This window comes from Agrobacterium burrii, assembly GCF_017313405.1.
GTDB lineage: Bacteria > Pseudomonadota > Alphaproteobacteria > Rhizobiales > Rhizobiaceae > Agrobacterium > Agrobacterium burrii.
In genome coordinates, this window is record NZ_JAFLNA010000020.1 from 1 (window position 1) to 23,348 (window position 23,348).

Here is a 23,348-nt window from a genome sequence, read left to right on the forward strand (position 1 = left end):
GGTGGGCAGGGGCTTGCCCGTTATGTGCTGGATCACCCTGACAGCGTGTGCGGCAAGCGTGTACTGGATTTCGCCAGCGGCTCCGGACTGGTCGCCATCGCCGCCGCAAAGTCGGGCGCCACCAGCGTTCTGGCTGCCGATATCGATCCGTGGACGGAGACGGCCATTCGGCTGAATGCGGCGCTTAATGGCGTGGCTGTCGATTTTACCGGGATCAACTTGGTGGGCAAGCCGGTTGAGGCGGATGTTCTGCTGGCGGGCGACGTGTTTTACGACCGCGCCTTTGCCGAACTTCTCGTTCCATGGTTTCTGGAACTGACTGAGAAGGGCGTGAGCGTTCTTGTGGGCGATCCGGGGCGTGCCTACCTGCCCAGACAGCGTCTTCGTGCCGAGGCGACCTATGAGGTGCCGGTGACACGGGCGCTGGAAGACAGCGAAGTGAAAAAGACTACCGTCTGGCGTTTCGTCTGATTAAGGCCGGATGATGCACACACCATGCTCATAAGCACAGGCGTCGCCGGCGGTTTCGGCGCGGACATTGATGATTTTAGCTTTCGGTGCAAGCCGGGCACCGATTGTTGCGTTTGCGCCGTTTCGCGCAAGCCGACCGCCTACCGCGAAATAATTGCCGTTGCCGCGAACGCGCAGCGCCGATATCGCGCCGACATAGGTGCCGCCGGAGAGGGTGGATGGCAGCCCATCGGTGGAGAAACTGACCTGTGATTGACGGTGCTGATAAAGATGGCGGCCCTGAAAATCCTCTGCCATTACAGGAGGCATCACGGCGAAAACGACGCCCGTGGCGACCATGGCGAAAGCGGCGATTCGACGCTGTAACATGAGCCTCATTCTCCGGATTTTCTTGGTTAATCAAAGGTAAATTACACGATTCCTGAATTACGTAAAGGTAAATATTTTGAGAGTGTAAATCTTGGAAACACTCGATTTTTTATTTTCAGGCAAAAAAAACCCAAAAAAATTCGTGAACCAATCGATTAAATTCGAATCGGTCATGAAATATGCTTGTCGTGACGCCCCCATGTGATTAAACGTCGCGGTTGGTGCAATGCACATTCTTTCGTCATGTGCAGTTGCTTGGGGGCGTCCTGTCTGATGGGCGCACGGGAAAACGCCGCGAGGTTCTGATGGCGAATTTGACAAATACCCGGCCTTTGTCGCCGCATCTTCAAATTTACAAGCCGATTCCGACGATGGTCGCGTCCATCGTGCACCGCATCACGGGTTCCGCCCTTTATTTCGGAACGCTGCTGGTCGCCTGGTGGCTTATCGCGCTTGCTTCCGGCCCGGCCTATTACGACTGGGTCAGCTGGGCGATGGGTACGATTATCGGCAAGATTATTCTGATCGGCTATACTTGGGCTCTCGTTCACCACATGCTAGGCGGCCTTCGCCATTTCATGTGGGATCTCGGGCACGGCTTTGAGAAGAACTTCAACACGAAACTCGCCAAGGCGACCTTTGTAGCGTCGATCTGTCTGACCGCGCTCATCTGGGTCATCGCCCTGATCGTGCGCTAAGGAGAAGCCTGTCATGGATATGCGTACACCTCTCGGAAAGGTTCGCGGCCTCGGCTCCGCCAAGGAAGGCACCGACCATTTCTGGCGTCAGCGCCTGACGGCGGTCGCCAACGTTCCCCTGCTGATCTTCTTCGTGGTCTTCCTCATCAAATATGCCGGCGCGCCCTATCCGGAAGTTGCAGCCGCGCTGTCCAACCCGCTCGTCGCGGTCATCATGGCTCTGGTGCTGGTTTCCGGCCTCGTCCACATGAAGCTCGGCATGCAGGTCATCATCGAAGATTACATTCACGCCGAGGTTTTGAAGCTCGTTCTTCTGATGCTCAACACGTTTTTCGCGATTCTGATTGGCGGTCTTTGCATCTTCGCCATTCTGAAAATCGCATTCGCAGGATAAGTCCGCCATGGCATCGATCAGTTCACCTTCCCAGAATGGCAAGGCCTACACCTATGTCGATCACTCCTATGACGTGATCGTGGTGGGTGCCGGCGGCGCGGGTCTTCGCGCCACGCTCGGCATGGCCGAACAGGGTTTCAAGACCGCCTGCATCACCAAGGTTTTCCCGACGCGCTCGCACACGGTGGCGGCGCAGGGCGGTATCGCCGCTTCGCTCACCAACATGACGCCTGACTGTTGGCAGTGGCACCTTTACGACACCGTAAAGGGCTCCGACTGGCTCGGCGACGTCGACGCGATGCAATATCTCGCCATGGAAGCGCCAAAGGCGGTCTATGAGCTGGAGCATTACGGCGTGCCCTTCTCGCGCAATGCCGAGGGCAAGATCTACCAGCGCCCGTTTGGCGGCCATATGCAGAATTACGGTGAAGGCCCGCCGGTGCAGCGCACCTGCGCCGCCGCCGACCGTACCGGCCACGCCATTCTACACACGCTTTATGGTCAGTCGCTGCGCCACAACGCTGAATTCTTCATCGAATATTTCGCGCTCGACCTCATAATGTCTGCGGATGGTCGCTGCACCGGCGTCGTCGCCTGGAACCTCGATGACGGTACGATCCATCGCTTCTCCGCCAAGATGGTGGTGCTGGCGACCGGCGGTTACGGCCGCGCCTATTTCTCGGCAACGTCTGCCCACACCTGCACTGGCGACGGCGGCGGCATGATCGCCCGTGCCGGCCTCCCGCTTCAGGACATGGAATTCGTGCAGTTCCACCCAACCGGCATTTATGGCGCAGGTTGCCTGATTACCGAAGGCGCACGCGGCGAAGGCGGTTATCTCGTCAACTCCGAAGGCGAGCGCTTCATGGAGCGTTATGCGCCATCCGCGAAGGACCTTGCTTCGCGTGACGTGGTGTCCCGCTGCATGACGATGGAAATCCGCGAGGGCCGTGGCGTTGGCAAGAACAAGGACCATATCTTCCTGCATCTCGATCACCTCGATCCGGCAATCCTGCACGAGCGTCTTCCGGGCATTTCCGAAAGCGCCAAGATTTTCGCTGGCGTCGACGTGACGCGCGAGCCGATCCCGGTTCTGCCGACGGTTCACTACAATATGGGCGGCATTCCGACCAATTATTGGGGTGAAGTGCTGAACGCCGATGCCGAAAACCCGGAACGCGTCGCGCCTGGCCTGATGGCCGTTGGCGAAGCCGGTTGCGCCTCGGTTCACGGTGCTAACCGTCTCGGCTCGAACTCGCTGATCGACCTCGTGGTCTTCGGTCGTGCTGCGGCCATCCGCGCCGCACAGGTCATCGATCGCGACTCGGCCGTTCCCGCTTTGGATATCGCGGCCTGCGACCGGATCATGGAGCGTTTCGACAGCTTGCGTTTTGCCAATGGCTCGACGCCGACGGCGGTGCTGCGCGACAAGATGCAGCGCGCCATGCAGGACGATGCGGCCGTGTTCCGCACGCAGGAATCGCTGGAAAGCGGTTGCCAGCGCCTGTCCGCCATCTGGAAAGAGCTGCCTGACATCAAGGTCACCGACCGTTCGATGGTCTGGAACTCCGATCTGGTCGAGACGCTTGAGCTGCACAATCTGATGGCCAATGCGATTACCACGGTCTATGGCGCGGAAGCGCGCAAGGAAAGCCGTGGTTCGCACGCCCGCGAGGATTTCGTCGATGGCCCGTTCGCCGGTCGCGACGATGTGAACTGGCGCAAGCATACGCTTGCCTGGCTCAGCCCCGAAGGCGACGTCAAGCTCGACTACCGCCCGGTTCACACCGACCTGATTGCCGACGGCATCGATCCCAAAAAGATCGAGCCGAAGGCGCGCGTCTACTGATTTGAGGAACTGGACATGGTTGAACTCGCTCTCCCCAAGAATTCCCAGATCAGCGAAGGCAAGGTCTGGCCGAAGCCGGATAGTGCCAAGAATGTGCGCGAATACCGCATTTATCGCTGGAACCCGGATGACGGCCAGAACCCGCGTATCGATACCTATTATATCGATGTCGATGATTGCGGCCCGATGGTTCTCGATGCGCTTCTCTACATCAAGAACAATATCGATCCGACACTGACGCTGCGCCGCTCCTGCCGTGAAGGTATTTGCGGTTCCTGCGCGATGAACATTGACGGCACCAATACGCTTGCCTGCACCAAGGGCATGGAAGAGATCAAGGGTACGGTTAAGGTCTATCCGCTGCCGCATATGCCGGTCGTGAAGGACCTGGTTCCTGACCTGTCGAACTTCTACGCCCAGCACCGTTCCATCGAGCCATGGCTGAAGACGGTTTCGCCGGCGCCTGCCAAGGAATGGAAACAGAGCCATGAGGACCGCCTGAAGCTGGATGGCCTCTATGAGTGCATTCTGTGCGCCTGCTGCTCGACCTCCTGTCCCAGCTACTGGTGGAATGGCGACCGTTACCTTGGTCCCGCTGTTCTGCTGCAGGCCTATCGCTGGCTGATCGACAGCCGCGATGAGGCAACGGGCGAGCGTCTCGACGATCTCGAAGATCCGTTCCGTCTTTATCGCTGCCACACCATCATGAACTGCGCGCAGGCTTGCCCGAAGGGTCTGAACCCGGCCAAGGCGATCGCGGAAATCAAGAAGATGATGGTCGAGCGCCGCGTCTAAGGGCGATTCGCTGGTGACGGCAATTTATCCGGGCCGCGGTCTCCACCGCGGCTCTTTTTACAACCGGGTCTGGGAAATTTCGGTAAAAATTGACCGAAATGGTAATTATCCCGGCCATCGCTTGTGCAAGGTAAGGCTTTAGTAATAATTCAGCCTTCTTGTTCGATCATGGTCTTTCCGGAAGCGAGAGAATCGGGAGCTTGATATGCAATTCAGATATGTGGTGACGGGCCTTGCGGTTGTGATGAGCCTTGCCGGTTGCCAACGTACCTCCTACGATTACAACAACAACGGCAGCAATAACCCCGGTTATACGCCGCCGTTGCAGGCACAGCCGGTCCCCTCCGTTCAGTCCGGTGCCCTGCCGCCACCCGGTGGCGCTTCGGGCAGCCAGTTCCCTTCGGCACCCGCATCCGCGGCGCCTGGCGGCGTGAATGTCGCTTCTGCCGCCCCGCCGGCGACGGCGCTCGACGTCACCAAGGAATCCATGGTCGGCAACTGGCGCATCTCCAATGGCGGCGCAAATTGCGACATGTTCTTGACGCTCACCAATCTCGGCAGCGGCTCGCGTGGCGGCACCCGTGGTTGCTCCGGTGAGCTGACGGCGATGGGTTCCTGGGAAGTGTCCGGCAAGATGGTTCTCTTCAAGAACCGTTCGGGTGATACGATCGGCCGTGTCTACAAGAGCGCCGACGCCCGCTTTGATGGGACGACCAATAGCGGCCAGCCGCTCAGCCTCAGCCGATGAGCATTTCCGGTGCATCCGGATTGCTTTCCTCGTTCTGAGCCATTCCATTCGTCGCGGGTGCTTTGCTGCGTCCGCGACCGGGGCGCTTTTCCATGAAGCCATTGCCTGATTACAATCATAGTGTCGTTGAACAACTCAACGCATTGACGGCAGCTGGCACTTTGCAGGCCGATGCCGCCCAGCTTGGTGTGGCCACGCATCTCGATCGTATTCTCGCTGATCTGAAGGCGCGCAAGCCCGCCAGGAAAAAAAGCGCGCTCGGCTGGATGTTCGCGCGCAAGGCGGGACCAGCCACTTTTGTCAAGGGATTGTATGTCCATGGCAGCGTCGGTCGCGGCAAGACGATGCTGATGGACATGTTCTACGAGATGGCCCCCGTCTCTTCCAAACGGCGTTGCCATTTTCACGAATTCATGGCGGACGTGCACAATCGCGTGCACGCACATCGGCAGAAGCTGAAGAATGGTGAAACCAAACAGGCCGATCCCATACCGCCCGTCGCGGCGCAGCTTCTGGCGGAAGCCGAGCTGTTATGCTTCGATGAGTTTACCGTCACGGATATCGCCGATGCGATGATCCTCGCCCGGCTGTTCAGCGAGCTGTTTGCCAATGGCTGCACCTTGGTGACAACCTCCAACGTCGTGCCCGATATTCTTTATAAGGACGGCCTTAATCGCGGTCTGTTCCTGCCCTTCGTCGATTTGCTTAAAAAGTATGTGGATGTGGTGACGCTGGACAGCCCGACTGATTACCGGATGGAAAAGCTGGAAAGCCTGCCGGTCTATGTCACGCCGCTTGATGGTACGGCGGATCAGGCAATGGATATGGCCTGGCGGCACATGACTGCCGGTCATCTTGTTGCGCCGACGGAAATACCAATGAAGGGCCGCTCCATTCTGGTGCCGCGTGCCAGCGGTCGGGTCGCCCGTTTCTCGTTTTCCGACCTTTGCGAAAAGCCGCTCGGGGCTTCCGACTTCCTCGCCATCGCCAATCGGTTCGATACGGTCTTCATCGATCATATCCCGTTCCTCAATGCGGACAAGCGGAACGAGACCAAACGTTTCATCATCCTCATCGATGCGCTTTACGACCACAGCGTCAGGCTTTTCGCCTCCGCCGCGGCTATGCCGGAGGATTTGCTCGGCAAGCGCAAGGGCACCGAAGGTTTTGAGTTCGATCGCACGGCCTCGCGGCTGTTTGAGATGCGCAGCGCTGATTATCTCGTGCTTCACCATGAAAAGCGGCGGAAAGTTTGACACTTTCGTGACGCATTTTCTTACGTTTACGTAAGAAAATAATGATCTAAACGATTGAAAATATTCATCACAAAAGAATCTGTTGCCAATTTTGGCCAATGGGGCTAATCGAAGTGCGACAATTTGGCTGCCGGTTTGGCGCGGTGAAATTGAATTGAAGCTCAAGAGGAAGCATTCGATGGCTCGCAAAAAAATTGCACTTATTGGTTCTGGCATGATCGGCGGCACGCTGGCACACCTCGCCAGCCTGAAGGAACTGGGCGATATCGTCCTCTTCGACATCGCCGACGGCATTCCGCAGGGCAAGGGTCTGGATATTGCCCAGTCCGGCCCGGTTGAAGGTTTCAATGCGAAGCTTACCGGCGCTTCCGATTATGCCGCCATCGAAGGCGCAGACGTCTGCATCGTCACCGCTGGCGTTGCCCGCAAGCCCGGCATGAGCCGCGACGATCTTCTCGGCATCAACCTCAAGGTCATGGAACAGGTCGGCGCCGGCATCAAGAAATATGCCCCGAACGCTTTCGTCATCTGCATCACCAACCCGCTCGACGCCATGGTCTGGGCGCTGCAGAAGTTCTCCGGCTTGCCGAAGAACAAGGTCGTCGGCATGGCCGGCGTTCTCGACAGCGCGCGTTTCCGCCTGTTCCTGGCTGAAGAATTCAACGTTTCGGTTCAGGACGTCACGGCTTTCGTTCTTGGCGGCCACGGCGATACGATGGTGCCGCTCGCCCGTTACTCCACCGTTGGCGGTGTTCCGCTGACCGATCTCGTCAAGATGGGCTGGCTGACCGCCGAGCGCCTTGAGCAGATCATTCAGCGCACCCGCGACGGCGGTGCGGAAATCGTCGGCCTGCTGAAGACCGGCTCGGCCTATTATGCACCGGCTGCTTCGGCAATCGAAATGGCTGAATCCTACCTCAAGGACAAGAAGCGCGTTCTGCCAGCCGCTGCCCACCTCTCGGGCCAGTATGGCGTTGACGATATGTATGTCGGCGTGCCCACCATCATCGGTGCTGGCGGTATCGAGCGCATCATCGAGATCGAACTGAACAAGGAAGAAGAAGCAGCTTTCCAGAAGTCCGTCGGCGCTGTCGCTGGTCTTTGCGAAGCCTGCATCAACATCGCTCCGTCGCTGAAGTCATAACTTCAAGCGGCTCCAAACAGGGATTATTCCATGAATATTCACGAATATCAGGCCAAGGCTCTTCTGAAGGGCTACGGTGCGCCGGTTGCTGAAGGCGTTGCCATCCTCAAGGTCGAAGAAGCTGAAGCTGCTGCAAAGCAGCTTCCCGGCCCGCTCTACGTCGTCAAGAGCCAGATCCATGCTGGCGGCCGCGGCAAGGGCAAGTTTAGGGAACTCGGCCCGGACGCCAAGGGCGGCGTTCGCCTCGCAAAGTCGATCGAAGAAGTCGTTTCCCATTCGCGCGACATGCTCGGCAACACGCTGGTAACGGCCCAGACGGGCGATGCCGGCAAGCAGGTCAACCGCCTCTACATCGAAGACGGTGCGGACATTGCCCGCGAACTCTATTGCTCGCTTCTGGTTGATCGTTCCGTCGGCCAGGTTGCCTTCGTGGTTTCCACCGAAGGCGGCATGGATATCGAAGCTGTCGCCCACGACACGCCCGAGAAGATCCACACCATCGCCATCAACCCGGAAAAGGGTGTGAGCGATGCGGACATTGCTGCGATCTCCAAGGCTCTCGAGCTTGACGGTGCCGCTGCAGAAGACGCCAAGGCGCTGTTCCCGATCCTCTACAAGGCCTTCAACGAGAAGGACATGGCCCTCCTTGAGATCAACCCGCTGATCGTCATGGAAAATGGCCATCTGCGCGTTCTCGACGCCAAGATGTCCTTCGACGGCAATGCGCTGTTCCGCCATGACGACGTCAAGGCGCTGCGCGACGAGACCGAAGAAGACGCCAAGGAAATCGAAGCCTCCAAGTGGGATCTCGCTTACGTGGCGCTCGACGGCAACATCGGCTGCATGGTCAATGGCGCAGGTCTTGCCATGGCGACGATGGACATCATCAAGCTGTACGGCAAAGAGCCGGCTAACTTCTGCGACGTCGGCGGTGGCGCCGGTAAGGAGAAGGTTGCGGCAGCTTTCAAGATCATCACGGCCGATCCGAAGGTCGAGGGCATCCTCGTCAACATCTTCGGCGGCATCATGAAGTGCGACGTCATCGCCGAAGGCGTGATTGCCGCGGTGAAGGAAGTCGGTCTGCAGGTTCCGCTCGTTGTTCGCCTCGAAGGCACCAACGTCGAACTTGGCAAGAAGCTTCTGAACGAATCGGGCCTTGCGATTACGGCTGCTGACGACCTGGACGACGCAGCCAAGAAGATCGTCGCGGCGATCAACGGCTAATTGAGGGACCGGAAATAATGTCTATTCTCGTTAATAAAGACACGAAGATCCTCGTTCAGGGTCTGACCGGCAAGACCGGCACCTTCCACACCGAACAGGCGCTTGCCTATTACGGCACGCAGATGGTCGGCGGTATTCACCCCAAGAAGGGTGGCGAAACCTGGACCGGTTCCAAGGGCGAAAGCCTGCCGATCTTCGCAACGGTTGCCGAAGCCAAGGAAAAGACCGGTGCAGACGCATCCGTGATCTACGTTCCGCCGGCAGGCGCCGCTGACGCCATCATCGAAGCCATCGAAGCGGAAATCCCGTTCATCACCTGCATCACCGAAGGCATTCCGGTCATGGACATGGTGCGCGTCAAGGCTCGCCTCGACCGTTCGAAGTCGCGCCTGCTCGGCCCGAACTGCCCCGGCATCATGACGCCGGAAGAATGCAAGATCGGCATCATGCCGGGCTCCATCTTCCGCAAGGGTTCCGTCGGTATCGTTTCCCGTTCGGGCACGCTCACCTATGAAGCCGTGTTCCAGACATCCAACGAAGGCCTTGGCCAGACGACGGCTGTCGGCATCGGCGGCGACCCGGTCAAGGGCACCGAGTTCATCGACATCCTGGAAATGTTCCTCGCTGACGACGCCACGCAGTCGATCATCATGATCGGCGAAATCGGCGGTTCGGCTGAAGAAGATGCGGCGCAGTTCCTGATCGACGAAGCCAAGAAGGGCCGCAAGAAGCCGATGGCTGGCTTCATCGCGGGCCGTACGGCTCCGAAGGGCCGCACCATGGGCCACGCCGGCGCTGTCGTTTCCGGCGGCAAGGGCGATGCAGAGTCCAAGATCGCTGCCATGGAAGCAGCCGGCATCAAGGTATCGCCTTCCCCGGCGCGCCTCGGCAAGACGCTGGTTGAAGTCCTCAAGGGCTGAGACCACATGAGACCGGTAACGGGCGGCGCGGCTTCAACGCTGCGCTGCCCGATGCCGCAAAGACGATAGACAGAACGGCATACCGCCCCGGCGGCAGGCAGCAATAATCAAAGCGGCAGGCCGGTGAAACGGCCCTAACGGCATCGAGGAGGCGGACGGACAAGTCCGCAGGAACGAAAATGGCAAGGCAAGAAGCGAACGAGCAGTTTCAGATCACGTCGTTTCTGGACGGCGCGAATGCAGCCTATATCGAGCAGCTCTATGCCCGGTACGAAGAGGATCCCTCTTCCGTGTCGCCGGAGTGGCAGAGCTTCTTCAAGGCGTTGTCCGATAATCCGGAAGACGTGAAGAAGGCAGCCAAGGGCGCCTCCTGGAAGCGGGCCAACTGGCCGATCCCGGCGAATGGCGAACTGGTTTCCGCACTTGACGGCAACTGGGCCACGGTCGAGAAGGCCATCGAGAAAAAGGTTCAGGCGAAAGCCGATACGAAGAGCGCCGCTACCGGCAAGCCCGTCAGCGAAGCGGAAGTGCTGCAAGCGACCCGTGACAGCGTTCGCGCCATCATGATGATCCGCGCTTACCGTATGCGCGGCCACCTGCACGCAAAGCTCGATCCGCTCGGCATCGCCAGCGCCGTTGAAGATTACAATGAGCTCTCACCGAAGTCCTATGGCTTCGAAGACAGCGACTACGACCGCAAGATTTTCATCGATAACGTGCTCGGTCTTGAATATGCGACCGTGCGCGAAATGGTCGAAATTCTCGAGCGCACCTATTGCTCGACGCTCGGCGTCGAATTCATGCACATGTCCAACCCGGAGGAAAAGGGCTGGATTCAGGAGCGCATCGAAGGCCCGGACAAGGGTGTGGACTTCACGCCTGAGGGCAAGAAGGCCATTCTTTCCAAGCTGGTCGAAGCCGAAGGTTACGAGCAGTTCCTCGACGTGCGTTTCAAGGGCACCAAGCGTTTCGGCCTCGATGGCGGTGAATCGCTGATCCCGGCGCTGGAGCAGATTATCAAGCGCGGCGGCCAGGATGGTCTTCAGGAAGTCGTTCTCGGCATGGCCCACCGTGGTCGTCTGAACGTTCTGACCAACGTCATGGGCAAGCCGCACCGCGCTGTGTTCCATGAGTTCAAGGGCGGTTCGTTCAAGCCTGATGACGTCGAGGGTTCCGGCGACGTGAAGTACCATCTTGGTGCCTCCTCCGACCGCGAATTCGACGGCAACAAGGTTCACCTGTCGCTGACGGCCAACCCCTCGCACCTTGAAATCGTCAACCCTGTTGTCATGGGTAAGGCCCGTGCCAAGCAGGACCAGCTGGCCAAGCAGTGGGACGGCGACATCATTCCGCTGTCTGAACGCGCCAAGGTGCTGCCGCTGCTTCTGCATGGCGATGCTGCTTTTGCGGGTCAGGGCGTCGTTGCTGAAATTCTCGGCCTGTCCGGCCTGCGCGGTCACCGCGTTGCCGGCACGATGCATTTCATCATCAACAACCAGATCGGTTTCACCACCAATCCGGCCTTCTCGCGCTCCTCGCCCTATCCGTCTGATGTCGCCAAGATGATCGAAGCGCCGATCTTCCACGTCAACGGTGACGATCCGGAAGCTGTGGTCTATGCGGCGAAGGTTGCGACCGAATACCGCATGAAGTTCCACAAGCCTGTCGTCATCGACATGTTCTGTTACCGCCGCTTCGGCCATAACGAAGGCGATGAGCCGGCGTTCACGCAGCCGAAGATGTACAAGGTCATCCGTGGCCACAAGACTGTTGCCCGCATCTATGCCGACCGCCTGATCGCGGAAGGTCTGATCACCGAAGGCGATTTCGAGAAGGTCAAGGCCGATTGGCGCGCCCATCTCGAGCAGGAATTCGAGGCAGGTCAGTCCTACAAGCCGAACAAGGCCGACTGGCTTGATGGTCAGTGGTCCGGCCTGCGCGCCGCCGACAATGCCGATGAGCAGCGTCGTGGCAAGACCGGCGTGCCGATGAAGCAGCTGAAGGAAATCGGCAAGAAACTGTCGACCATTCCGGAAGGCTTCACCGCGCATCGCACGATCCAGCGCTTCATGGAAAACCGCTCACAGATGATCGAGACGGGTGAGGGCATCGACTGGGCGATGGCGGAAGCGCTGGCTTTCGGTTCGCTTGTCGTCGATGGCCACAAGATCCGTCTTTCCGGTCAGGATTGCGAACGCGGCACCTTCTCGCAGCGCCACTCGGTTCTCTACGATCAGGAGACCGAAGAGCGTTACATTCCGCTCGCCAATCTCGCCCCTACGCAGGCCCGTTACGAAGTCATCAACTCGATGCTTTCGGAAGAAGCCGTTCTCGGCTTCGAATATGGCTACTCGCTTGCTCGCCCGAATGCGCTGACGCTCTGGGAAGCCCAGTTCGGCGACTTCGCCAACGGCGCACAGGTTGTGTTCGACCAGTTCATCTCGTCGGGTGAACGCAAGTGGCTGCGCATGTCCGGTCTCGTTTGCCTTCTGCCGCATGGTTATGAAGGTCAGGGTCCGGAACATTCCTCCGCCCGTCTGGAACGCTGGTTGCAGATGTGCGCCGAAGACAACATGCAGGTTGCCAACGTCACGACGCCGGCTAACTACTTCCACATCCTGCGCCGTCAGATGAGACGCGACTTCCGCAAGCCGCTGATCCTGATGACGCCGAAGTCCTTGCTGCGTCACAAGCGTGCCACCTCGTCGCTGGCGGAGCTGGCCGGCGAGTCCTCCTTCCACCGTCTCCTGTGGGACGATGCCGAAGTCATCAAGGACGGCCCGATCAAGCTACAGAAGGACGCGAAGATCCGTCGTGTGGTCATGTGTTCCGGCAAGGTTTATTACGACCTGCTGGAGGAGCGTGAAAAGCGCGGCATCGACGACATCTATCTGCTGCGCGTCGAACAGCTCTATCCGTTCCCGGCCAAGGCGCTCATCAACGAGCTTTCCCGTTTCCGCCACGCGGAGATGGTCTGGTGCCAGGAAGAGCCGAAGAACATGGGTTCGTGGTCGTTCATCGATCCTTACCTGGAATGGGTGCTGGCGCATATCGACGCCAAGTACCAGAAGGTCCGTTACACGGGCCGTCCGGCTGCCGCCTCTCCGGCGACCGGCCTGATGTCCAAGCATCTGGCGCAGCTTGCTGCGTTCCTGGAAGACGCGCTGGGAGAGTGAGAACTCTCCCGCATCGCCCCGTATAAAAGACACCCGAATAACGGAACTAGATCATGGCCACTGAAATCCGCGTACCTACCCTCGGCGAATCCGTCAGCGAAGCGACCGTCGGCACCTGGTTCAAGAAGGTCGGCGATACCGTCAAGGCCGACGAACCGCTCGTTGAACTGGAAACCGACAAGGTTACCGTCGAAGTCCCGGCGCCCGCCTCCGGCGTGCTGACCGAAATCGTTGCGCAGAATGGCGAAACCGTCGGTCTCGACGCGCTTCTCGGCCAGATCGCCGAAGGCGCCGCCGGCGCTGCAACCGCCGCACCGGCTGCAAAGCCTGCCGCCGCTGCCGCACCGGCAACAGCCGCTGCACCTGCCGCCAGCGCCATGCCGCCTGCACCTGCCGCCGGCAAGCTGCTTGCCGAAAACAACCTGTCTGCCGATCAGGTTGACGGTTCCGGCAAGCGTGGCCAGGTTCTGAAGGGCGACGTTCTCGCCGCCGTTGCCAAGGGTGTTTCGGCACCTGCCGCCGCTCCGGCTCCGGTTGCTGCTCCCCGTCCGGTGTCTGCCGAGCAGGATCAGGTTCGCGAAGAGCGCGTGAAGATGACGCGTCTGCGTCAGACGATTGCCCGTCGCCTGAAGGATGCGCAGAACACCGCCGCCATGCTCACCACCTATAACGAGGTGGACATGAGCGCGGTTATGGACCTGCGTAACCGTTACAAGGACGTGTTCGAGAAGAAGCATGGCGTCAAGCTCGGCTTCATGGGCTTCTTCACCAAGGCCGTGACCCACGCGCTGAAGGAACTGCCGGCCGTTAACGCTGAAATCGACGGCACGGACATCATCTACAAGAACTATTGTCACGTCGGCATGGCTGTCGGCACCGACAAGGGTCTCGTCGTTCCCGTTATCCGCGATGCCGACCAGCTGTCCATCGCTGGCGTCGAAAAAGAACTCGGCCGCCTCGCCAAGGCTGCACGTGACGGTTCGCTTGGCATGGCCGACATGCAGGGCGGCACCTTCACCATCACCAATGGTGGCGTTTACGGCTCGCTGATGTCTTCGCCGATCCTCAACGCACCGCAGTCGGGCATTCTCGGCATGCACAAGATCCAGGAGCGTCCGGTCGCCATCGGCGGTCAGGTCGTCATCCGCCCGATGATGTATCTGGCGCTCTCCTACGATCACCGCATCGTTGACGGCAAGGAAGCCGTGACCTTCCTCGTTCGCGTCAAGGAAAGCCTCGAAGATCCGGAACGTCTGGTTCTCGATCTTTAATCGGTCTTGCTTTTCCTTTCAGCGGGATTTCAACTGAGGTCCCGCTGAAATTGCATCAGGAGAGCGAAAGTGCAGCCGACATTTCTTGCCGCTTCACCCTTTTTACCGCTGATCGGCCTCAGCGTCCTGCTGCTTGTGGTGCATATCATGCTGCAAGCCATGACGGCGACGCGGGAACTGGGGCTGGACTGGAATGCCGGCCCACGGGATGCGGAGAAGAAACCGGAAGGCAGGCTTGCCGGCCGTGCAGCGCGCGCGTCTGAAAATTTCCGGGAAACCTATCCCGCTTTCATAGCACTCGCCTTCGGCGTCATCATGGCCGGCGATCCGTCCGGACTGGCACTGACCGGCGCGTGGATATGGCTGATCTGCCGAGTGATTTACATACCGCTTTATCTGGCCGGCGTGCTTTATATCCGCTCATTGCTCTGGCTCGGCTCCCTGCTCGGCCTGCTGCTGATGCTTTTCGTGTTGATGTTCTAGAGGCTTGTTTCAGATGCATCAGTATTTAATCGAGCTTGCATCCCTGATGGCGATCTTCTTTTTCGCGATCGTCTCCCCCGGCGCAGATCTCGCGATGGTGATGCGCCAGGCCATGGTGCATGGGCGCAGGCAGGCCATCATCACCAGCTTCGGGGTGGGAACGTCGCTGATGTTCCACGTCACCTATACGATCCTCGGACTTGGTCTCATCATCTCTCAGTCGATCTATCTCTTCAACATCGTCAAGTGGCTGGGTGTCGCCTATCTGATCTATATCGGCATCAAGGCGCTGCGCGCTGGCAAGACGGAATTGCCGTCGGCTGAAGGCGAGGGTGGTGTTCAGGTCAAAAGCTGCCAGACGGCCCTGAAGGCCTTTACCCTCGGTTTCGCCGCCAATGCGCTCAATCCCAAGCCGGTGTTTTTCTTTCTGTCGATCTTTTCGACGGTGGTTCATGCCCATACGCCGGTCGCCATCAAATTCGGATATGGTCTCGTCATGGCGAGCTGCCTTATCCTGTGGTTCGTCGGCGTCAGCCTGTTCATGACGACGCCGCGCATGCGCGCTGCATTTCAGCGCGCCAGCCAATGGATCGACCGCACCAGCGGCGTGGTCTTCATTGCACTCGGTATAAAACTCGCAACGGAAAAAGCGGCCTGAGTTTCAGGTCAAACGCAAGCAGGGCAATGATCCGGTATCTTGCCCGACATCAATCAGGAAAACGAACATGGCATATGATGTAGTTGTAATCGGCACAGGCCCCGGCGGTTATGTTTGCGCGGTCAAGGCGGCACAGCTCGGCCTGAAGGTCGCTGTCATCGAAAAGCGCGCGACTTATGGCGGCACCTGCCTCAATGTCGGCTGCATCCCGTCCAAGGCGCTGCTGCACGCGTCCGAAACCTTTGCGCATGTTGCCCATGGTGTCGATTCGCTTGGTATCGAAGTCGCTGCTCCGAAGCTTAACCTTGAAAAGATGATGGGTCACAAGGACGGCGTGGTGAAGGCCAATGTCGATGGCGTTTCCTTCCTGTTCAAGAAGAACAAGATCGATGCCTTCCAGGGCGCCGGCAAGGTGGTTTCCGCCGGCAAGGTTTCCGTCACCAACGACAAGGGTGAGACGCAGGAGATCGAGGCGAAGAACATCGTCATCGCCACCGGTTCCGATGTTGCCGGCATTCCGGGCGTTCAGGTCGATATCGATGAAAGCGTCATAGTCTCCTCGACCGGTGCGATCGCTCTTTCCAAGGTTCCGGAAAAGCTGATCGTTGTCGGCGGCGGCGTGATCGGCCTCGAGCTTGGTTCGGTCTGGTCGCGTCTTGGCGCGAAGGTTACCGTTGTCGAATATCTCGACAATATTCTCGGCGGCATGGACAGCGAAGTTTCCAAGCAGGCTCAGCGTCTGCTCGCCAAGCAGGGCCTCGATTTCAAGCTCGGCGCCAAGGTGACGGGTGTTGAAAAGACCGCCGCCGGCGCGAAGGTGGTGTTTGAGCCGGTGAAGGGCGGCGCTGCCGAGACGCTGGAAGCGAATGTTGTGCTGATCTCCACCGGTCGCAAGCCTTACACCGAAGGTCTGGGCCTTGCTGAAGCAGGCGTCGTGCTCGACAGCCGCGGCCGCGTCGAAATCGACGGCCACTACAAGACCAACGTGGATGGTATCTATGCGATCGGTGACGTCGTGAAGGGCCCGATGCTGGCGCACAAGGCGGAAGATGAGGGCGTTGCGCTCGCGGAAATTCTCGCCGGCCAGCGTGGCCATGTGAACTATGATGTCATCCCGGCCGTTGTTTATACGCAGCCTGAAATCGCGTCCGTCGGCAAGACCGAGGAAGAACTGAAGGCCGCTGGCATCGCCTACAAGGTCGGTAAGTTCCCCTTCACCGCCAATGGCCGCGCCCGCGCCATGCAGGTGACGGATGGTTTCGTGAAGATCCTCGCCGACAAGGAAACCGACCGGGTTCTCGGCGGCCATATCGTCGGTTTCGGCGCTGGCGAAATGATCCACGAGATCACTGTGCTGATGGAATTTGGCGGTTCTTCGGAAGATCTCGGCCGCACCTGCCATGCGCACCCGACCATGTCGGAAGCCGTGAAGGAAGCAGCGCTCGCGACCTTCTTCAAGCCGATCCACATGTGATCGGCGTTTAAGCCCGTCGCTCGAAATATTAAATTTCAGTCATCTGTCGAACCCCGGCTTGCCATGCAGGCCGGGGTTTTTCATACTCGCGCCATAGCCGATCTAACCTTTTGATAAAAGGCAATAAAATGGCGTACTCAACTCAAGTTTCCTTCTCTTTCCCGCAGCGCGTCATTCATTGGATAATGGCGCTTTTGATCTTCTTCAACCTGCTGTTTCCCGACGCCATGGCGCATGCCTACCGGCTGATGCGGCGGGGCGAAACATTGACGCCGGAGCAGATTTCTTCGGCCAATATTCACGCCTATGTCGGTTTCTCCCTCCTGTTGCTTGCAGTTCTGCGCCTCTGTCTGCGCGTCTTCCAGGGCGTGCCGCCGCATCCCGTCGAGGAGCCGCGACCGTTTCAAATCGCTGCCAAAGTCGCGCATTTCACCTTCTACGCGTTGTTCTTTATCCTGCCTTTGTCCGGTATCGCCGCTTATTACTTCGGCGTTCAGGCCGCCGGGCAGTTGCATTCCGGCCCCTTCAAGGCGCTGATGTGGGTGTTGATCGTCGGCCATGTCGTTGCCGTTCTGGTCCACCAGTTTTACTGGCGCACCAACGTTCTGAAGCGCATGACGCACGGCTAGGGCATTTCCGGAGAAAGCCGCTTCGCAATTTTACCGGACATGCTCAAAACGGCGGTTTGTCGCGTTTCTTCTCCGCCAGAAAAAGAAGATGGTCAGCCTTGCCGCATCGGGCGGCTGGGGTTCAGGGATGCGGGATAGCGAAGACATATTGCCGGGCGCTGACTGGTGGGATCGCTTTCAGGGAGAGATGGTGACGCCGGAATCGTCCTCGCTCAATGTGAGCAGGCTTCTTCTCGACCATCCCCCGGCGTGGATCAGCAGCCTGATGGCGCTTCGAAATCGTATTGTATCGTTTTTCGGCCTCAGGACCGTTGAGCTGGCGGCGGGTGCTTCGGCAGGGGGATTTCCGGTATTGTCGTCTACAGCCGACCGAACCGTACTCGGTTTTGACGACAGCCATCTCGATTTCCGCATCGTCGTGGATCTGGAACAGGAAATGGACCGGCAGGTGGTAACCGTCACGACCATCGTCAGACGCAAGAACTTGTTCGGGTGGCTATATCTTTTTATGGTCGTGCCGTTCCATCGGCGCATCGTGCCGGCGACTATGCGGCCGTTCTGCGCCAATGTCCGGCCCGTCTAGGTCTCGGGGAAGAGGATCAGTCGACCCGCGTGAGTGTAAAGCCCTTTGCGCGCAGCAATTCGACCACGCCTTCCTCACCCGGCAGGTGCAATGCGCCGACGGCCATGAAGACATTGCCTTTGGCAAGCTCGGGGGTCGCCCGATCCGCCATGACGTGGTTGCGATCGGTAATGATGCGTTGCTCGAAGGCGGCATAACCCTGATCGCCCTCTGCCGGTTTTTTGGTGTCGAGGCTTTTCAACATGGGCATGGTCAAGCCGATATCGCCCGCGACGTAAAGATCGGTCATGGTCGTCATGATATCGTCCATGCGATCACCGAGTTCCAGCGTTTCGATCAGCGCCTGCAGATGAAATTCCATCGGCAGCTCAGACATGGCCGTCAACTGCTCGACCATGGTTTCCAACCCGACGAGACGTTTTCCGTCCGCGACCGCATCTTCGGCCAGCTTCTTGTCGAGAAAAGACAGGCCGGTGGCCTTGCGGGCGAATTCACAGGCGGGAAGGGCGACGAAGCTCGACAGAATCCACGGCTTCATGCGCGAAACGGCGCTCAGCGGAATGCCGCGCTCCTTGAGGCCCTTTTCCAGTCGCGCGACATTTTCCGGTGCCAGGATGTCGGTGATCGACTTGCCGTCCAGAAACATGGTGAGTTCCGGCTTGGCCAGCAGCGATGCGGCGATCTTCTTGTCATCGACGATTTCGTCCGATTCCACGATGACAGTTGCGGATTTTTCGAAGGCAGGTGCAGCGGCGGCAGGCATGCCGAGAACACGCGGATCGGTGACATGCATGGTGCCGAGAAGAAAGGATGGGGCCGTTCCGGCCTTTTCGATACGCCAGAAATTACCCTTGCCGTTCGGGATCGCGGCGGCTTCCTGTTCGATCTTCGCAAAGCCCTGCGGATCGCTCTTGCGCATCTCCACAAGAATGTCGCTACCCGTGCAGCTAATCTTCTGCTCGGCGGCCTGCGCCTCACCCAGCGATAGCAAGGTGGCGAGCAGGATTGCGATGGCTGCGACATGCATTGCCGCCAGCAACCAGAGCAGGGCGTCACCGGTCTTGCCCATCAGGGTAGCGGTGAAATTTTGTGGTTTCATCAGGCTGTGCATGGGTCTCATCCGGTTCTCGTTCGCTTATAGAACGGCGGCTTGCACGTCTGGTTAATGACTATGGTTAAACAATTCCTGCTTTAGAGCTCGCCCGGTTCGACCGGAATTGTCGGACGTGTTCCATGTTTTGTTTTTACGCATTATCCTGATGTAAAACCGCTGCGCACTTTTACTGGAAATGCTTCATGCACGCGGGTGGGCGTTGTCGTAGATTTCCAGCAATCTTGCGGTGTCGACGCCGGTATAGATCTGCGTGGTGGAAAGGCTGGCATGGCCGAGCAACTCCTGAATGGTCCGCAGATCGCCACCGCCGGCCAGAAGATGGGTGGCGAAGGAATGGCGCAGCGCGTGCGGCGTGGCGTTTTCCGGCAGGCCGAACGCGCTGCGCAGCTTCTGCATTTCCCGCTGGATGATGGCAGGCTGGAGTTTCCCCCCGCGTGCGCCAAGGAACATAGGTTCATTCGCCGCCAGAGCATAGGGGCAAAGCTTCTTGTAGGCATCGACCGCTTCCGTCACCACCGCCAGCAGCGGCACGATACGCGTCTTGTTGCCCTTGCCGGTGATGCGCAGGCTGCGGGCGCCGGGCGGGACATCGGCCAGCGTCAGACCGAGCGCTTCGGAAATACGAAGGCCGCAACCATAAAGCAGCGAAAGGACCGCTGCATTGCGGGCGGCGATCCATGGTTCCTCGTTCAACTGCGCCTCGGCCGTGGTGATTTTCAGCGCCTGCCGGTCGGTCAGCGGCTTCGGCAGCGATTTCGGCTGTTTTGGCGCGCGCATGGCGGTGGCGCCGGCCGCATTGACGAGGCCTTTTTTTTGCAGGTGGTGAAGAAGGGAGCGCAGTCCCGCCAGATGCCGGCCGAGTGAACGCGCGCCAACACCTTCCTTGCGCCGGTTGGCCAGAAAGGCGCGAAGATCGACAGGGCGCAGATCGGCCATATCGGTCATGGCGGCGGGCTTGCCGATGTAACCGGTGAGGAACATCAAAAACTGGCGGGTATCGCGCTCGTAAGCTTCGACGGTATTGTCGGCAAGGCGGCGTTCGCCGGCGAGCGCGGTAAGCCAGGATTGACGTTCGTTCAACAGATCGGCTTCGGCAAAAGTCAGGATTTCGGTCACGCAGCGCTCCATTCCTGTTCCGCAGCCTATGCTCTCATGGTCAGTATTTGGTTAAGGCCTGTGTCTGCGCTTTGCATCCGGCGTGGACTTTGCCGGGGTGAGCCATTACATCCGGGCGGTTTCCTTTTTAATTTCGCCGGGGCATGGTCGCGACATCATGGCAAAAGATTCGTCCGATCTGTTTGGGGCTCTGTTCGACCCACCGTCGCCCACGCGCACGGTGCCCGTTCTGGTGCCCATGCCGGCGCCCGGACCCTATAGTTATGCCGTGCCTGAAGATATGGTGGTGGAGACCGGTTCCGTGGTTCAGGTGCCGCTTGGTCCCCGGCAGGTCTTTGGCGTGGTGTGGGACGAAGCTGGCGAGAAAAGCGTCGATCCGAAGAAGTTGCGGCCGATCACCAAAAGTTTCGAGTGCCCGCCGCTGAAGGCGGAAATGCGCCGTTTCGTCGATTGGGTTGCCGCCTATACGCTTTCTCCGCCCGGTCTGGTGGCGCGCATGGCGCTTCGAGCGCCGGCTGCTTTCGATCCAGAGCCGATGATCGAGGGGCTGCGACTGACCGAAGGCAGGCCGGAGCGCCTTACTCCCGCCCGTGAGCGTGTGATGGCGCTGGCGGACGAGGGGCATGGCTGGACGAAAAGCGGACTTGCCCATGCCGCCGGTGTCTCGACCAGCGTTGTCGACGGTCTCGTCAAGCAGGGCGTGTTCGAGACGGTCTTTCTGCCCGCCCCGCCTGTCGTGGCCGAGCCGGATCCGGACTATACTGAGCCGCGACTGGAAGGCCCGCAGAGACAGGCGGCGTCGGAAATTCTCGAAGATGTGCGCAAGGGCGGGTTTCACGTCTCGCTGATTGACGGTGTGACCGGTTCGGGCAAGACCGAGGTCTATTTCGAGGCCGTGGCCGAGACGCTGCGTCAGGGCAAGCAGGTTTTGATCCTGCTGCCTGAAATCGCGCTGACGGCGGCGTTTCTGGAGCGGTTTCAGGATCGGTTTGGTGCAAAGCCGGCGGAATGGCATTCCGATGTGTCGCCACGAATGCGCGAAAAGGTCTGGCGACAGGCGGTGACAGGTGAGGTGAGGGTGGTTGCCGGCGCGCGTTCGGCGCTTTTTTTACCTTTCGACAATCTCGGTCTCATCATCGTCGATGAAGAGCACGACCCTGCCTACAAGCAGGAAGACCGTGTCTTCTATAATGCGCGCGATATGGCTGTCGTCAGAGCGAGGATCGCGGAGTTCCCGGTGGTGCTGGTGTCCGCCACGCCTTCGGTGGAAAGCCAAGTCAATGGCAGCTCAGGCCGTTACAACACCATCCATCTACATACACGTTTTGGCGATGCGGCGATGCCCGACCTGCATCTTGTCGATATGCGCCGCCATCCGCCGGAAAGGGGAGGGTTTCTTTCGCCGGTTCTGCTGCGCGGCATCGGCAAGACCATCGAGAAGGGCGAACAGTCGCTGTTGTTTCTCAATCGTCGCGGCTACGCGCCGCTGACCCTCTGCCGGGTCTGCGGCCACCGTTTCCAATGCCCGCAATGTTCCAGCTGGCTGGTGGAACACCGCTTTCGCAATCAATTGCAGTGCCACCAGTGCGGTCACAATGAGCCGACCCCGGATCATTGCCCGGAATGTGGAACCTTCGATCATCTGGTGGCCTGCGGGCCGGGGGTGGAGCGGATCGCCGAGGAGGTGGAGAAACATTTCCCCGATGCCCGCACCATCGTGCTCTCCTCCGATCTCATGGGCGTCAAGCGCCTGCGTCTGGAGCTGGAGGCGATCGTCAAGGGTGAGGCGGATATCGTCATCGGCACGCAGCTCGTCGCCAAGGGGCACAATTTTCCCCTGATGACGCTTGTCGGCATCGTGGATGCTGATCTAGGACTTGCCAATGGCGATCCGCGCGCGGCAGAGCGAACGTTCCAGCTTCTCTCACAGGTGACGGGCCGCGCCGGGCGTACGGGGTTGAAAAGCCACGGCCTGCTGCAGACCTACCAGCCGCAGCATCCCGTGATGCAGGCGATCGTTTCGGGCGATGCCTCGGCCTTCTACGAAAGGGAGATCGTGGAGCGGGAAAAGGCCGTTCTGCCGCCCTTCGGACGTCTCGCCTCGATCATCGTCTCCGCCGATACGCGCGGCGAGGCGGAAACCCATGCGCGGGGCTTGAGAGCCGCTGCCCCGCAGGTTACGGGCATCATGCTGCTCGGCCCGGCGGAAGCGCCGCTGGCGCTCATTCGCGGCCGCCATCGTTTCCGCTTGCTGGTGCGCGGTCGACGCAATTCCGACATGCAGTCTTTCCTCCGAACGCTTTTGGCCAACGGCCCGAAGGAACGGGGCAGCGTACATGTGCAGCTTGATATCGATCCGCAAAGTTTCCTTTGAACTTTATCAATCAAGGCGTTTTCCCGCTGTCATGGCCGTGTCATAACGCAGCACACGAAAAGAATGATTTGGGGAACGAGATGGAGTTTTATTTTCCTGCCGAGTTCGGCGAGCAGCTGGCTTTCGGCGCGGCGGCGGTGTCGGCCGTGATTGGCCTGTTTTTCATGTTCGCACCCGGCATGACGCTGCGCGCTTTCGGTCTTCAGCCGGCTGGCGAGCGCAGGGACGGCTATGCGCTTGTGCGTTCATCGCTTGCCGGCCTTTATCTTGGCCTCGGCTCCGCTGCGTTGCTTCTGGCGCAGCCCATGGTCTATCTCGCCTTTGGTGCGGCTTTTGGTCTGAGCGTGTTTGGCGGCATTCTCTCCATTCTCTCGGATGGAGGCGCAACCATGCGGAATTTCATACTCCTGGTTGTACACTTTCTGCTGTCCGCACTGTCGTTGAGCTACGTGTTCGGGTTGGTCTGAAGCGGGGTTTTGGGCTTTTGTGCCGCACCAAACCCGCATCCTGAGCGGAATCGGAAAATTTAAACGCATTCCCCCTTGCCCAAACGGCGCTTTCCGCTATTACGCGTGTTGCGAGTCCCGGCGTCCTATGCTAGA

22 protein-coding genes are annotated in these 23,348 nt (G+C 59.3%); 19 read left to right on the forward strand and 3 right to left on the reverse strand.

Features of this window, described 5'->3' with window-relative positions:
* A partial coding sequence (locus tag JZX89_RS26555) for a class I SAM-dependent methyltransferase (protein WP_207135905.1) occupies nt 1-471 on the forward strand: 471 nt, incomplete at its 5' end.
* Here the strand turns inward: JZX89_RS26555 and JZX89_RS26560 are convergent.
* Nucleotides 472-840, reverse strand: coding sequence for a hypothetical protein (locus JZX89_RS26560; protein ID WP_207135906.1), 369 nt, complete (start codon nt 838-840; stop codon nt 472-474).
* Between the two features lie 305 nt (nt 841-1,145).
* Here JZX89_RS26560 and sdhC point away from each other — a divergent pair, with 305 nt between their 5' ends.
* The 16 genes from sdhC to JZX89_RS26640 all read left to right on the forward strand — a co-directional run bounded on the left by sdhC (nt 1,146) and on the right by JZX89_RS26640 (nt 18,142).
* Nucleotides 1,146-1,538: a succinate dehydrogenase, cytochrome b556 subunit gene (sdhC, locus tag JZX89_RS26565; protein ID WP_207135907.1), complete on the forward strand. Its 393-nt coding sequence runs from the start codon at nt 1,146-1,148 to the stop codon at nt 1,536-1,538.
* Between the two features lie 13 nt (nt 1,539-1,551).
* Complete coding sequence (sdhD, locus tag JZX89_RS26570) at nt 1,552-1,932, forward strand: succinate dehydrogenase, hydrophobic membrane anchor protein (RefSeq protein WP_149900519.1); 381 nt, start codon at nt 1,552-1,554, stop codon at nt 1,930-1,932.
* A 7-nt stretch (nt 1,933-1,939) separates the two neighbouring features.
* Entirely contained in the window at nt 1,940-3,781 is a 1,842-nt protein-coding gene (gene sdhA / locus JZX89_RS26575) for a succinate dehydrogenase flavoprotein subunit (RefSeq protein WP_207135908.1), read from the forward strand.
* Between the two features lie 15 nt (nt 3,782-3,796).
* On the forward strand, nt 3,797-4,576 hold the full coding sequence (locus JZX89_RS26580; protein ID WP_207135909.1) for a succinate dehydrogenase iron-sulfur subunit: 780 nt from the start codon (nt 3,797-3,799) through the stop codon (nt 4,574-4,576).
* 205 nt (nt 4,577-4,781) lie between these two features.
* Nucleotides 4,782-5,324 carry a protease inhibitor Inh/omp19 family protein gene (locus tag JZX89_RS26585; protein ID WP_149900522.1) on the forward strand — a complete coding sequence of 181 codons (543 nt, stop codon included), beginning with the start codon at nt 4,782-4,784 and terminating at the stop codon, nt 5,322-5,324.
* Between the two features lie 92 nt (nt 5,325-5,416).
* A complete protein-coding gene (gene zapE, locus JZX89_RS26590) occupies nt 5,417-6,580 on the forward strand; it encodes a cell division protein ZapE (protein WP_207135910.1) in 1,164 nt (387 codons plus the stop codon).
* A gap of 178 nt (nt 6,581-6,758) precedes the next feature.
* A complete protein-coding gene (mdh, locus tag JZX89_RS26595; RefSeq protein ID WP_149900524.1) occupies nt 6,759-7,724 on the forward strand; it encodes a malate dehydrogenase in 966 nt (321 codons plus the stop codon).
* 30 nt (nt 7,725-7,754) lie between these two features.
* Nucleotides 7,755-8,948 (forward strand): ADP-forming succinate--CoA ligase subunit beta, encoded by a 1,194-nt coding sequence (sucC, locus tag JZX89_RS26600; RefSeq protein WP_149900525.1) that lies wholly within the window; start codon nt 7,755-7,757, stop codon nt 8,946-8,948.
* Between the two features lie 17 nt (nt 8,949-8,965).
* The gene (sucD, locus tag JZX89_RS26605) at nt 8,966-9,868 is read left to right on the forward strand and encodes a succinate--CoA ligase subunit alpha (RefSeq protein ID WP_006310787.1); all 903 of its coding nucleotides are present in this window, start codon (nt 8,966-8,968) and stop codon (nt 9,866-9,868) included.
* Between the two features lie 179 nt (nt 9,869-10,047).
* Complete coding sequence (locus JZX89_RS26610; protein WP_149900527.1) at nt 10,048-13,044, forward strand: 2-oxoglutarate dehydrogenase E1 component; 2,997 nt, start codon at nt 10,048-10,050, stop codon at nt 13,042-13,044.
* Between the two features lie 53 nt (nt 13,045-13,097).
* Nucleotides 13,098-14,315, forward strand: a complete 1,218-nt coding sequence (odhB, locus tag JZX89_RS26615; protein ID WP_207135911.1) for a 2-oxoglutarate dehydrogenase complex dihydrolipoyllysine-residue succinyltransferase — start codon at nt 13,098-13,100, stop codon at nt 14,313-14,315.
* Between the two features lie 69 nt (nt 14,316-14,384).
* Complete coding sequence (locus JZX89_RS26620) at nt 14,385-14,798, forward strand: MAPEG family protein (RefSeq protein ID WP_207135912.1); 414 nt, start codon at nt 14,385-14,387, stop codon at nt 14,796-14,798.
* 13 nt (nt 14,799-14,811) lie between these two features.
* On the forward strand, nt 14,812-15,456 hold the full coding sequence (locus JZX89_RS26625) for a LysE family translocator (RefSeq protein ID WP_207135913.1): 645 nt from the start codon (nt 14,812-14,814) through the stop codon (nt 15,454-15,456).
* 67 nt (nt 15,457-15,523) lie between these two features.
* Nucleotides 15,524-16,930, forward strand: a complete 1,407-nt coding sequence (gene lpdA / locus JZX89_RS26630) for a dihydrolipoyl dehydrogenase (RefSeq protein ID WP_207135914.1) — start codon at nt 15,524-15,526, stop codon at nt 16,928-16,930.
* A 128-nt stretch (nt 16,931-17,058) separates the two neighbouring features.
* Nucleotides 17,059-17,559: a cytochrome b gene (locus JZX89_RS26635; RefSeq protein WP_207135915.1), complete on the forward strand. Its 501-nt coding sequence runs from the start codon at nt 17,059-17,061 to the stop codon at nt 17,557-17,559.
* Nucleotides 17,560-17,686: 127 nt separating this feature from the next.
* Entirely contained in the window at nt 17,687-18,142 is a 456-nt protein-coding gene (locus tag JZX89_RS26640; RefSeq protein WP_207135966.1) for a DUF2867 domain-containing protein, read from the forward strand.
* Between the two features lie 16 nt (nt 18,143-18,158).
* Here the strand turns inward: JZX89_RS26640 and JZX89_RS26645 are convergent, their stop codons facing one another.
* Together JZX89_RS26645 and JZX89_RS26650 are read right to left on the reverse strand one after the other, a co-directional pair.
* Entirely contained in the window at nt 18,159-19,253 is a 1,095-nt protein-coding gene (locus tag JZX89_RS26645) for a TraB/GumN family protein (RefSeq protein ID WP_207135916.1), read from the reverse strand.
* A gap of 183 nt (nt 19,254-19,436) precedes the next feature.
* Nucleotides 19,437-20,384 carry a tyrosine recombinase XerC gene (locus tag JZX89_RS26650; protein ID WP_207135917.1) on the reverse strand — a complete coding sequence of 316 codons (948 nt, stop codon included), beginning with the start codon at nt 20,382-20,384 and terminating at the stop codon, nt 19,437-19,439.
* 145 nt (nt 20,385-20,529) lie between these two features.
* Between JZX89_RS26650 and JZX89_RS26655 the strand changes: the two genes are divergently transcribed.
* On the forward strand, nt 20,530-22,746 hold the full coding sequence (locus JZX89_RS26655; protein WP_207135918.1) for a primosomal protein N': 2,217 nt from the start codon (nt 20,530-20,532) through the stop codon (nt 22,744-22,746).
* Nucleotides 22,747-22,826: 80 nt separating this feature from the next.
* Nucleotides 22,827-23,213 carry an AGROH133_08824 family phage infection protein gene (locus JZX89_RS26660; protein WP_207135919.1) on the forward strand — a complete coding sequence of 129 codons (387 nt, stop codon included), beginning with the start codon at nt 22,827-22,829 and terminating at the stop codon, nt 23,211-23,213.
* Nucleotides 23,214-23,348 lie beyond the last annotated feature (135 nt).